Source organism: Actinomadura darangshiensis (assembly GCF_004349235.1).
Classification (GTDB): Bacteria; Actinomycetota; Actinomycetes; order Streptosporangiales; family Streptosporangiaceae; genus Spirillospora; species Spirillospora darangshiensis.
The window spans coordinates 1-11,428 of sequence record NZ_SMKY01000290.1 but is presented as its reverse complement, the minus strand read 5'-3'; the positions used below and the strand labels follow the sequence as shown (position 1 = coordinate 11,428).

Below are 11,428 nucleotides of genomic sequence, written 5' to 3'. Positions count from 1 at the left end.
GTGTGGGGGCGGAGCCCCCACACCGGGGGTCTGGGGGTCGCCCCCCAGATAGACAGAACGAAACGACGCGGCAAGGCGCCGCAAAGCGGCGCCGAGCACACGTCGTCCAGAGTGGAGGTGGCGGGAATCGAACCCGCGTCCTTCGGTGATGAGCTAGGGCTTCTCCGGGTGCAGCCTGCTTGGCGTTTTCTCAGTCCCGGCGCTCACGCAGGCGTGTCGCCGACGGACTCAGTCGCTGTTCGATTTTCCTACCGGCCCCGCGACCGGGTCGGTAGGTGGAGTCTCCTTACGATGCCAGACCCCGGGTCGGAGACGCTCCCGGGCTGACAGAGTTCACTCCTCGCTCAGGCGGCGAGGGCGAACTCGGACTGCTTCTTAGTGGCAGTTATTTGTTTGCTGTCACAGGATTAACGAGGTCACGACAGCAACCCTCGACCCGCTTCCCCTGACTCGAACTACCGAAGTCGAAGCCGGTCACCCCCATGTTCAGTTGTCAACACGGGCGTCCGAGGACGTCCGCACGACGACGTTACAAGGTTAACGTGTGCGCGGGCAACGTCATTCCCCCAGGCAGTCGTGAACCCCGGTGGGCGTAACGCCCACCGGGGCCGACCGGCAGGGTCGGGCCGGTCCGGACGGCAGAGCCTCCCCCGAGAAGAGGCTCTGGTCTCATCACGGCGACTGAGTCCGCAACCCCCCAAGCGGAGTCTCAGTCACCCGTAAAGACGCCTGGCGGGCACGGGTTGGTTGCGTCCCGGCCGTAAAGAGCTCACAAAGCCGGTCAGCTGAGGAAGCGGGCGGCGATCGCCGGGGTGTTGACGCGGCCCTCGACGGCGATGGCGAAGGCGCGGTCGCCGCTGGAGCCGACGAACCAGGAGACGGTCTTGGTCTGGCCGCCCTCCGCGTAGGTGGCGAGGGCGGCGACGCCGACGACGTCGCCGGAGACGCGGGCGCCCTTGGCGTTGCCCGTGGCGGCGGTGCGGGCGAGGACCTTCTTGAGGCTGGAGATCGACTCGGGCGGCGGGCTCTGCGGCGGGGGCGCCTGGACGGTCTTGGCGATGTCCTTGAGGACGTACGGGGGCCGCCAGGTGCCGCTGTAGGCCGCTGCGGCGACGAGGGCCATGGACAGGGGGCTGACCTGGACGCCGCCCTCACCGACCATCACGGCGGCCTTGTCGCCGTCGTTGGCGGGGGTCGGCACGCTGCCGGTGAACGCGGGGACGTTCAGGCCCCAGTCCTTGCCGATGCCGAGCTGGGCGGCCTGCTGGACGAGGGTCTGCGCGTCCAGCTTGGCGCCGAGCTGCGCGAGGGTCGTCTTGCAGGACGCGGCGAAGTGGTGGGCGAAGTCGCTGTCGGGGCGGGCCTTGTTGGTGAACGTCTTCCCGCCGACGGTGACCGTGCCGGGGCAGGTGGTCTCGGTGGACTGGCTCATCCCGCCGCGGGAGAACAGGGCCTCCGCGGACACGATGCCGAACGTCATTCCGGGCGGGTAGTGGCCTTCGAACGCGAGGTTGCGGCCGTTCGTCCCGTGGTTGGACGCGGCCAGCACCTCGCCGGTGCTGGGCCGCACGACCACCATGGACGCCGGAGACCGCAGGTTCTTCAGCGCGTTGTCGGCGTGCCGCTGGTAGCCGGGGTCGAGCGTCGTCTGGACCGCCTGCGGCTCCTGGCCGGGCCAGGACCGCAGCTCCTCGCTGTTCTTGCCCGTCTCGTCCTGCGCGACGACGCGGACGGTGGGCGTCCCGGCGAGCCGGCGCTGCTGGAGCAGCTGGATGCCGCTGACGCCGATCGTGTCGCCCGGCTGGTAGGGGGCGCCGACCTCCTGGAGCCGGTCGGCGGTGGCGGGGCCGAGGTTGCCGACCAGCTCGGGCGCGTAGGCGGGCGCGATCGGCTCCCGGACGCGCTGGTAGTGCAGCCCCGGGAGGTGGGCGAGCCGCTGGATCAGCGCGTTGTGCGTCGGGGACTGCAGGGTCAGCAGCGGCAGGAACGCCTGCGGCGGGGCGGACCGGACGCGGCCGAGGAGGCGTTCGGCGTCCAGCCGCCGGCCACCGTCGATCTTGGTCTGCTTGGACAGCAGCTCCAGGGTCTTCTGCGGGTCGGCGAGCTGCCCGGGGTACACCCCGAAGTTGTAGGCGTAGACGACGCGGAGCGCGGGACGGCCCTGCGTGTCGGTGATCGGGGCGCGCTTCGGCACCTCGGTCCGCACGGCGAGGCGCTGCCCCGGCCTGAGCTTGGTGTTGATGACGGACTGGTTCCAGATGACCTTCCACTTGCCGCCGACGCGGCGCAGGCGCATCAGGCCGGGGTACTCCCACGGCTGCCCGTTCTCGCCCAGGTCGATCTTCACGGTGAAGCGCGCGGTGGCCTCGTCGCCGTCCTTGACGATCTGGTCGACGTCGGAGCCCTGCACCTCGGTGCCGAGGGACAGCCGCAGGGACGCGGCGTCGAGCTGCTGCCGGACGCGGCCGAGGGCGTCCTCGACCTGCTTCCTGTCGGTGCCGACGGTCTGCCCGGCCGCGGCCTCGTAGTTGCCGACCTGCCAGGCGATCAGGAAGTCGCGGACGGCGGGCATCGCGGACGGCTCGGCCCAGCATCCCGTCGTCATCGTCGCGACGAGCGCGCCGCAGGCCGTCAGCGCGACCGCCCGGCGCCGCACCGGCGTGAAGCCCCCGCCGGGGACCCGCCTACGGCCTAGGTTCGTCATCGGCACCCTTCACCGTCTCCTGAACCGGGCCGCCGCCGCCTTCTGCATCTCCCGGTCGGCTTCCCGCTTGGCGATGGCCTGGCGCTTGTCGTACGCCTTCTTACCACGGGCCAGGCCGATCTCGACCTTGGCCTTGCCGTCCTTGAAATACAGCGAGAGCGGGATCAGTGTCCAGCCCGGTTCGGACGACTTCGCGACGATCTTCTGGATCTCGCGCCGGTGCAGCAGCAGCTTGCGGCGCCGGCGGGGGGCGTGGTTGGTCCAGGTGCCCTGCGTGTACTCGGGGATGTGGACGTGCTCCAGCCACACCTCGCCGTCCATCACGTGCGCGTAGCCGTCGGCGAGGGAGGCGCGGCCGGCGCGCAGCGCCTTCACCTCGGTGCCCATGAGCACCATGCCCGCCTCCCACGTGTCGTCGATGTGGTAGTCGTAGCGGGCCCGCTTGTTCTGGGCGATGAGCTTGTGCCCGGTGTCCTTCTTCCGGCCGGTGTCCCGTGCCACGTCATCAGTCCTTGTCCGGCGTCGTCGTTGCCATACCGGGTCGTCGCTAGTCCGGCCTGTCGTTCCTAGTGCATTGTCGCGTGCAGGCCGCGCAGCACCGTCCGGGCGCGCTGCTCGGCCACCTTGGGCGGGCGGTCGGCGGAGACCGCCACGTCGGGTTCGATCCCGACCCCGTCGAGGTTACGGCCGCCCGGGGTGCGGTAGCGACCGACGGTCAGCTCGACGACGGACCCGTCGGCGAGCTTGAGGGGTTCCTGCACCGAGCCCTTCCCGTACGTACGCGATCCTACGATCACCGCGCGGTCGCGGTCGCGCAGGGATCCCGCGACGATCTCCGCGGCGCTGGCGGTGCCGGCGTCGACGAGCACGACGAGCGGGGTACGGGCGTCGCCGGGGCGGGTGACGGCACGCCGCTGGACGGGCTTGCCGCGCGGCTCGTAGGTGACGACCGGGCCGCCGGGCAGGAACGCCGACGCCGTCTCGACCGCCTCGTCCAGCAGCCCGCCCGGGTTGCCGCGCAGGTCAAGCAGGACGCCGCCGCCGGGACGGCCCTTCGGCGACGTCCCGGTCACGGCCGCGCGGACCTCGCGTCCGGTCCCGCGGGTGAAGGCGCCGACCCGGATCATCCGCGCGCGCTGGGGAAGGTCGGTCACGGTGACGTCTCCTCCAGAGACCGGGGTGCGGACGAGGTGGAACCGCATGGTTCGACGCTCGCGGGCGACGGTCAGTTCGACGGTCTCGTCCGGACGTCCCCGCAGCGCCTCCGCGACTCGGGAGATGTCCCAGCCGGCCACGGACGCGCCGCCGACACCGGTGACGACGTCACCGGCCCGCACACCGGCACGCGCGGCGGCCGTGCCGGGCTGGACGCTCGCGACGAGCACGCGGGAGTCGCCGTCCTCGTTCCCGAGCCATAACCCGACCCCGCTGTAGCGGCCGGTGAGGCGTCCCTCGACGTCGTCGTACTCGCGGGCCGAGTAGTAGCGGGCCCATTTGTCGCCGAGGCCGCGCAGCATGCCCTCGATGGCGGCGCGGTCGAGTTCGCCGCGGCCGACCGGCTTCGCGGCACGTCCGCCGATCTTCGCCGCGGCCTCGTCCAGGATGGAGCCGCCGCCCGCGACGGCGGCGTGCCGGTCCGCGCCCGAGCCGCTCACGACCCCGGCCCCGTAGGCGCAGACGAGCGCCGCCGCGACGGCCGCACCGCGCAGCACGCCGCCCGGCCGCCTTCTCAGCGGTGACACGGGCTCGGCGGCGGCACGGAGGGGAACATGCGGCAAGTGTAGGGCGGCCGACCTCGCCGGATCCGGCACTTGCGCCGGATCCGGTCACGAGGTCAGATTTTCAAGTATCTCCGCAGTGTCAGGAACGACGACACGGCACAGAGCAGCACACCGAAGCAGATCGACACGATGATGACGAGGATGACCACGCTCCAGCCGAGTTGGCTGACGAGCTGGACGTCCCCCGCGAGTCTGTCCACCAATAGCTTTTTGCTGAATATCAGCAGGACGGAGGCGAACAACCCGCCGATCAGGCCGGCGATGGCGCCTTCCAGGATGAACGGCATCTGGATATAGGTGTTGGACGCGCCGACCAGCCGCATGATGCCGGTCTCCCGGCGCCGGTTGAACGCCGACAGCCGGACGGTGTTGCCGACCAGCATCACCGCGGCGATCACCTGGATCAGCGCGATCGTCAGCGCCGCGACCTGCAGGCCGTTCAGGATGCGGAAGAACCGTTTCAGGATCTCCTGCTCGTTGATGACCGAGTCGACGCCGGGCTGGTTGAGCATCGCCTGGGCGACCGCCTTGTACTCCTCCGGGTTCTTCAGCTTGACCCGGAACGAGTCGGGGATGTCGCCCTCGCGGGTGCTCTCCACGAAGCCCGGCGAACCGGCGAACCGGTCCTTGAACCGCGTGTACGCCTGCTGCTTGTTCTCGTACTGGACGTTCGAGACCTGCGGCATCTTCTCCAGCTGCCCCTTGAGCGTCTGGCGCTGCTGGTCGGTCACGTCCTGCTTCTGGCAGACGGGGTTGGAGCTCGTCTTGGCGCACAGGAAGATCGAGACCTCGATCTTGTCGTACCAGTAGCTCTTGGACGCGGTGACCTGCTGCCGCAGGAGCAGCCCGGTGCCGAAAAGCGCCATGGCGATGGCGACGGTGATGACGAGGGAGATCGTCATCGTCATGTTCCTGCGGAGACCGATCCAGATCTCCTGGAGAACGAACTGTACGCGCATGCCTCGCTGTCCTTGATCGCCTGTGGTTCGCCGGATGCCGGAGCCCGGAGGCCGGTCCCCGGCCCGGGCGGCCGCACGGTGCGGCGCGAGCGGTTTCCGCTGCCGGATGCCCTCTGGGTGTCGTACGACCCGTCGGGAGCCGATGGTTCAGATGTCAGTACGCCTGGCCGTACACGCCGCGCGACTGGTCGCGGACGACGCGGCCGTCCTCCAGCTCGACGACGCGCTTGCGGAACGCGTCGACGATGGCCGCGTCATGGGTGGCCATGACGACGGTGGTGCCGGTCCGGTTGATGCGGTCCAGCACCTTCATGATGCCGATCGACGTCGCCGGGTCGATGTTGCCCGTCGGCTCGTCGGCCAGCAGGATCATCGGCCGGTTGACGAACGCCCGCGCGATGGCGACGCGCTGCTGCTCGCCGCCGGACAGCTCGTCCGGCATCCGGTGGGCCTTGCCCTCCAGGCCGACGAGGTCGATGACCTCGGGGACGACCTTGCCGATGAAGCGCCGCGGCTTGCCGATCACCTCGAGGGCGAACGCGACGTTCTCGAAGACGTTCTTGTTGGGCAGGAGGCGGAAGTCCTGGAAGACGCAGCCGATCCTGCGGCGCAGGTGCGGCACCTTCCAGTTGCTGAGCCTGCTCAGGTCCTTGCCCGCCACGTGCACGTGACCCTGGGAAGGACGCTCCTCCTTCAGGATGAGGCGCAGGAAGGTCGACTTTCCGGAGCCGGACGGCCCCACCAGGAACAGGAACTCGCCCTTCTCGATGGCGACGTTCACATGCTGCAGGGCGGGCCGGTTCTGGCTCGGATAGACCTTGGTGACGTTGTCGAAATGGATCACGGCTGCATCACGGCGGTTCGCTGTAGGGGTTGGGGAGCGGGCCGGCCCGCGGCCACGGACGGGTCCGTGGTCTCATGCCTGCGCCGCCCGGCTTCACGGCCGGTCGGGCCGCGGAGCCTTCGAGCAGTGTAGAGGGGAGAGGCGACCACCTCGTCCCACTCGGCGTGGTAGGGGCGTCCGGGACTCGCACCGCGTCCGATCAGTGCGTGACGTCCGTTCAGTGCCATGTGAACCGTCTCCCGACGTCCGGCCGTTTCATACCGTCAAGCTCCCGGACTTGCGGGATCGACCATACAGTCCGGCTACGCTGGATGATGGCGAAAGATACCTAATAGGTGGACGGACCGACCAGACAGGCCGACGCTTCCCGCACGGACCACGACCCGTTTTCGGAGATTGGGGCCCACGACATGAGCTGCGAACATCTGATCTGCGCTCAGTGCTCGAACCCGGTGGTGGAGGGACGCTGCGCCACCTGCCGGGCGGCCCGGTCGGAGCTGCACCGGCACGGGCCCTCGGTACCGCCGGCCCTCATTCTGGCCATCCTCGTCGCCCTGCTGTTCGCGGCGCTCGTCCTGCAGCGCGTCTACGGCTGACGGCCGCGGCTACGGCTTCTTGATGGGCGGGGTGGCGGCCTTCGTCACGGCTCCCTCGTCGGCGATCATGTGCGCCTTCGGCTGCGTGGCGTCCTTCTTGGCCATCGGCGGGTCGTAGGCGGCGAAGTGCAGGGTGGACGTGGTGTCGACCTCGTTGCCCTCGACCGTCCCGTCCAGGAGGTGCTCGGCCTCCGCCGGGATCTCCGGCTTGGGCGTGCCGGGGTCCTTGGCGATCAGCGTGGTGTTGCGGAACAGCGAGTAGATGACCAGCCCGCCGCCGCTCTCGGTGCGCAGCGCGAAGTACGGGAACGGCGTCGCGGTGTAGACGACCTGGAGCGTCAGGTCCTTCTTCTTCGCCTTCTTCCTGGCCTTCTTGGCGTCCTGGTAGAAGCCCGTGGTGACGGGGCTGGACTTCATCACCTTCGCGGCGACGCTGCCGGGCCCCTCCGCGGCGATCGTCGCCTGGATCCCGCCGACGTCCCGCGGGCGGATCAGGACGCGCGAGTCCTCCGTGCTCAGCGCCGTCGCGTAGCCGGCGGCGTCGATCGCGACCTTCGGCTCCTTCGCCTTCTCCTCAAGGAGGGTTGCGAGCGTGAGCTTCCACTCGTCGGACGGCCTGCGCAGGATGAACCCCATCAGCGCCCTGCGCTTGCTCTTCTTCTCGCCCAGGACGGAACGGTCGACGGACACCACGAACCACTGCGGGTAGGTGCCGTCCTTGAGCTTCGGCACGTACAGCTTGGGCTTGCCGTAGACGAAGCGCCGCACGGGGTCGCCGTCGTAGGCGGCCTTGCGGAACTCGGCCGCGGTGAGCTGGGACTGGCCGTCGGACGTCCACGTCAGGGCGAGCCGCTCGTCGCCCGCGGCACGGGCCACGTCCTCGTCGGTGACGTAGGTGCGGAACGCGCGCTCGGCGACGTCCGGCGTCAGCGGCACCGGCTCCGGCGGAGAGGTCTCGGGCATGGTGACGGTCGGCCGCGCCTCCGTCTTGCCCTCGGCGCAGCCCGCGGCGGTGAGCAGGGTGAGCAGCACCCCGGCCGCGACCACCCGCAGGAACCTGTGCAAAGACCCGTCCCCCGGACCGAAACTCCGGGCCGGCCTCCCCGGCCGACCTCTTCCGCCCGTGATTCTGCCACCCGCATGGTGGTGGCCGGTGTGCACTCATGCCGTCGCGACGCGCCCGCGTCCGGACAACGTAAGTGCATATAGGCTCGGAATGTGGCAGCCATCGAACCAGAAGAACAGCTCAAGGAGCTCGGCTCGACCCTCGCCGGCATCGAGCAGGTGCTGGACCTCGACGGCATGCGGCGCGACATCGCCGAGCTGCGCGAGCAGTCGGCCGACCCTGACCTGTGGAGCGACCAGGACCGCGCCCAGAGCGTGACGCGCCGCCTGTCGTACCTGGAGAGCGAGCTGGGCCGGGTCGAGGGCCTGCGCCAGCGGCTGGAGGACGCCGCCACGCTGTACGAGATGGCCCGGGAGATGGACGACGCCGACACGCGCACCGAGGCCGACGACGAGCTGGCGGCGCTGCACAAGGCCGTCCAGCAGCTCGAAGTGCGCACGCTCATGTCGGGCGAGTACGACTCCCGCGAGGCGCTCATCACGATCAACGCGCAGGCCGGCGGGGTGGACGCCGCCGACTGGGCCGAGCAGCTCCAGCGGATGTACCTGCGCTGGGCCGAGCGGCACAACTACCCGACGGAGATCTACGAGACCTCCCACGCCGAAGAGGCCGGGATCAAGTCGACCACGTTCACGGTGAAGGCCCCCTACGCCTACGGGACGCTGCGCGGCGAGCACGGCACGCACCGGCTGGTCCGCATCTCCCCGTTCGACAACCAGGGCCGCCGGCAGACGTCGTTCGCCGGCCTGGACGTCGTCCCGGTGGTGGAGCAGAGCGACCACGTCGACATCGACGAGAGCGACCTGCGGGTGGACGTGTACCGGTCGTCCGGGCCTGGCGGCCAGGGCGTCAACACCACCGACTCGGCGGTGCGCATCACCCACCTCCCGACCGGGATCGTCGTGTCCTGCCAGAACGAGCGCAGCCAGCTGCAGAACAAGGCCACGGCGCTGAACGTGCTGCAGGCCAAGCTGCTGGAGCGCAAGCGGCAGGAGGAGGCCGACGAGATGTCCAAGCTGCGCGGCGAGGGCACCACGAGCTGGGGCACCCAGATCCGCAACTACGTGCTGCACCCGTACCAGATCGTCAAGGACCTGCGCACCGGCATCGAGGCCGGCAACCCGACCGCGGTCCTGGACGGCGACCTCGACGAGTTCATCGAGGCGGAGATCCGCTGGCTGCGCCAGCAGGAGATGGCCTGACCGTTCACCGAGGGTTGAGTTTCCTCAGTGATTCGCCCATTGCTGAGCGGGGGGCAGCTCGGGCCCTGCCTGCGCGACACCGTCCGGCCGGCGCGGCGGAGTCTGCCGAGCGCGGGCAGGGTGATGTGGTGGCGGTCGTCGTCGACGCGGATGGTCCCGGTGGTGAACCGGCATGAGGGCGCCGTGCGGCGCCGGGACTTGAAGCCCGGGAGCCCCATGCGCGCGCCTTTCCGCTGCCCGGTGCGCGAGGTCGACCAGTTCTTCAGTGCGGTCGCGAGCCGGTCGAGTCCGGTGGCGTAGTCCTCCTTGGAGCATTCGGCCCACCAGGGCGCGACCTGGTGTTCGGTCTGGTTCCAGTCCTTGCGCAGGGAGTACATCGACCACGGCACCGGCGGGGTCAGCTGGTCGCCGGTCAGGCCGTAGGAGCGTTCAGCGTCCCGCTGCGCCAGGTTCGACTTCACCCGCGCCAAGCCCCAGTTGTAGGCGACCCAGGCCGCGCCCGCCTCGCGATCGAAGAGCGCGCCCTGCCACCACCTTCCCGAACAAGGCCCCGGCCTCCCGCGCCCCCGTGCACGGCCGGCCGCACCTTCCGCCGGCCCGCCGGGCAACTCGACGCCCGGTGCGCGGTGCACCCCGTCCCGCAAACCAATCCGGAGCAAGATGGGAAGCAGTGACGAACAGGCCAATAGCCCGCAACCCCTTGCCCGGCTCCGACCGGCCCCCCGGTGACTTTCGGCCGAGTTCCGTGTTCGTAGAGTGACTGTGTGGTCACTCTGCGAGGATGCCATGTGGTCCGGATCACCGTTCGCCATTCGGGGGGCCTCATGGCCGTACGCACCTTTGTTCCGATCCTCATACCCGGCCTGCTCGCCACCGCGGTGAGCGCCGGATGCTCCAGCAACTCCTCCTCAGCGGCCTCGGGGAAGCCGCAGGGGACGCCCGCCCTCACCAAGGCGCAGGCCCAGCAGGCGCTCACGTCCTTCGCCGACGGGATCAACCGGGCGGGGCACGGGTTCAGCGGGAAGACGCTGCGCTCGGTCGAGGCCGACCCGCAGCTGTCCATGGACTACGCGGCGCTCAGGCTGCGGCGCACCATCCGGAAGCGTCCGCCGAAGCTGGCGTTCACGGACACGACGTTCTACATCCCGCGGCTCACCGGCTACCCGCACTGGTTCGCGGCCGACGCCGTCAGCGGCAAGGGCAAGGGCGCGCTGCGCCACGCGCTGCTGTTCACGCAGGCCAAGCAGGGCGCGCCGTGGCTGCTGGCCGCCGACCCGTACCCGTCGGAGAACGCGCTCAGCCGGGTGGCGCTCGACCCGCAGGGCCTCGCCACCCCTGTCGGCCCGGACGTGAAGGACCTCGCCGTCGCGCCCGCGAAACTGCCGCAGGCGCACGCGTCGCTCCTCACCGACGGGCCGAAGGCGTCCGGCGCGTCCGTCCTCGCGGACGGGGCCAAGACCAGCGAGACCTACAAGGCGCTGAAGCAGGGCGAGAAAGTCCTGGCCGGACGGGGTGTCACGCTGTCGTCCCGCTTCTCCCCCGGCCGGTACAAGGTCTACGCACTGCGCACCAAGGACCGCGGGGCCGTCGTCTGGTACGTCCTGCAGCAGAACGAGGCGTACTCGGCGTCCCGGCGGGGCAAGCTCGCTGTGAGCGGCGACCTGATCGGCCTGGCCCCGGCCAAGTCCGCCAGGACGCGGATGGACACCACCGTGCTCGTCCAGTACCTCGCCACCGTCCCGCCCAAGGGCCGCGCCACGGTCAGCGGCATGTACCGCAAGGCCGTCGCCGCCCACGGCACCTGATCCCCGTCGGGTGCCGGGCCACCCTGCGCTTCTGACCGCTGCAGCAGGCCCGACCCGGCACCCGACGGTATTTCTTTGCTTTTCTTCTCCTCCTTCGGGCCTGGCGGCCCTCCATCGTCGAAAAAAGCGGTGCGATCGCTGCATCGCTCCGGCTCGCCTTGCGGCTCGCTGCGCGATCAGGTTCTCGCTTCGCTCGAACCTGCCTTCGGACGCGATCGCGGTGGCCCAGGTTGTCGCGTGGTTGCGGTGGTGGCTGAGGTCCGTGCGCACCTTGGCCATCTACACTGACGCGGACAAGTCCGACATTTCATCCGTTGGAGTGGGGCGTGCACCGTGTGCCGTTCATGGCCCTGGCCGCGTTATCGGCTGTTCTCTTGACGGCTTGTTCCGGTGGTGGGACTGGCGCTGGGG

The 11,428-nt window shown here is 70.0% G+C and carries 9 protein-coding genes and 1 other RNA gene; 3 read left to right on the top strand and 7 right to left on the bottom strand.

The genetic code is table 11. The features are described from left to right. Window positions 1-109: 109 nt before the first annotated feature. The 6 genes from ssrA to ftsE form a co-directional block, all read right to left on the bottom strand. Window positions 110-482: a transfer-messenger RNA gene (gene ssrA, locus E1293_RS38225) on the bottom strand. A 299-nt stretch (window positions 483-781) separates the two neighbouring features. Continuing rightward, on the bottom strand, window positions 782-2,704 hold the full coding sequence (locus E1293_RS38220) for a penicillin-binding transpeptidase domain-containing protein (protein ID WP_132203536.1): 1,923 nt from the start codon (window positions 2,702-2,704) through the stop codon (window positions 782-784). A gap of 9 nt (window positions 2,705-2,713) precedes the next feature. Continuing rightward, window positions 2,714-3,205, bottom strand: a complete 492-nt coding sequence (gene smpB, locus E1293_RS38215) for an SsrA-binding protein SmpB (RefSeq protein ID WP_132203534.1) — start codon at window positions 3,203-3,205, stop codon at window positions 2,714-2,716. A gap of 65 nt (window positions 3,206-3,270) precedes the next feature. Then, a complete protein-coding gene (locus tag E1293_RS38210; protein WP_243717189.1) occupies window positions 3,271-4,416 on the bottom strand; it encodes a S41 family peptidase in 1,146 nt (381 codons plus the stop codon). 122 nt (window positions 4,417-4,538) lie between these two features. Further along, window positions 4,539-5,444, bottom strand: coding sequence for a permease-like cell division protein FtsX (gene ftsX, locus E1293_RS38205; RefSeq protein WP_132203532.1), 906 nt, complete (start codon window positions 5,442-5,444; stop codon window positions 4,539-4,541). A gap of 154 nt (window positions 5,445-5,598) precedes the next feature. Continuing rightward, window positions 5,599-6,288, bottom strand: a complete 690-nt coding sequence (gene ftsE, locus E1293_RS38200; protein WP_021597771.1) for a cell division ATP-binding protein FtsE — start codon at window positions 6,286-6,288, stop codon at window positions 5,599-5,601. 410 nt (window positions 6,289-6,698) lie between these two features. Here ftsE and E1293_RS38195 point away from each other — a divergent pair, with 410 nt between their 5' ends. Then, window positions 6,699-6,884, top strand: coding sequence for a hypothetical protein (locus E1293_RS38195; protein WP_132203530.1), 186 nt, complete (start codon window positions 6,699-6,701; stop codon window positions 6,882-6,884). Between the two features lie 9 nt (window positions 6,885-6,893). Here the strand turns inward: E1293_RS38195 and E1293_RS38190 are convergent, their stop codons facing one another. Further along, complete coding sequence (locus E1293_RS38190) at window positions 6,894-7,949, bottom strand: DUF8094 domain-containing protein (RefSeq protein ID WP_132203528.1); 1,056 nt, start codon at window positions 7,947-7,949, stop codon at window positions 6,894-6,896. Between the two features lie 153 nt (window positions 7,950-8,102). Between E1293_RS38190 and prfB the strand changes: the two genes are divergently transcribed. Together prfB and E1293_RS38180 are read left to right on the top strand one after the other, a co-directional pair. Next, window positions 8,103-9,212, top strand: a complete 1,110-nt coding sequence (gene prfB, locus E1293_RS38185) for a peptide chain release factor 2 (protein WP_132203526.1) — start codon at window positions 8,103-8,105, stop codon at window positions 9,210-9,212. Between the two features lie 824 nt (window positions 9,213-10,036). Continuing rightward, window positions 10,037-11,017, top strand: a complete 981-nt coding sequence (locus tag E1293_RS38180) for a DUF8094 domain-containing protein (protein WP_132203524.1) — start codon at window positions 10,037-10,039, stop codon at window positions 11,015-11,017. Window positions 11,018-11,428 lie beyond the last annotated feature (411 nt).

What these genes read in the sequence shown, in the direction of transcription:
- E1293_RS38220 (WP_132203536.1), bottom strand. Translation starts at nt 2,704, where the DNA reads ATGACGAACCTAGGCCGTAGGCGGGTCCCCGGCGGGGGCTTCACGCCG.
- ftsX (WP_132203532.1), bottom strand. Translation starts at nt 5,444, where the DNA reads ATGCGCGTACAGTTCGTTCTCCAGGAGATCTGGATCGGTCTCCGCAGG.
- E1293_RS38195 (WP_132203530.1), top strand. Translation starts at nt 6,699, where the DNA reads ATGAGCTGCGAACATCTGATCTGCGCTCAGTGCTCGAACCCGGTGGTG.
- E1293_RS38180 (WP_132203524.1), top strand. Translation starts at nt 10,037, where the DNA reads ATGGCCGTACGCACCTTTGTTCCGATCCTCATACCCGGCCTGCTCGCC.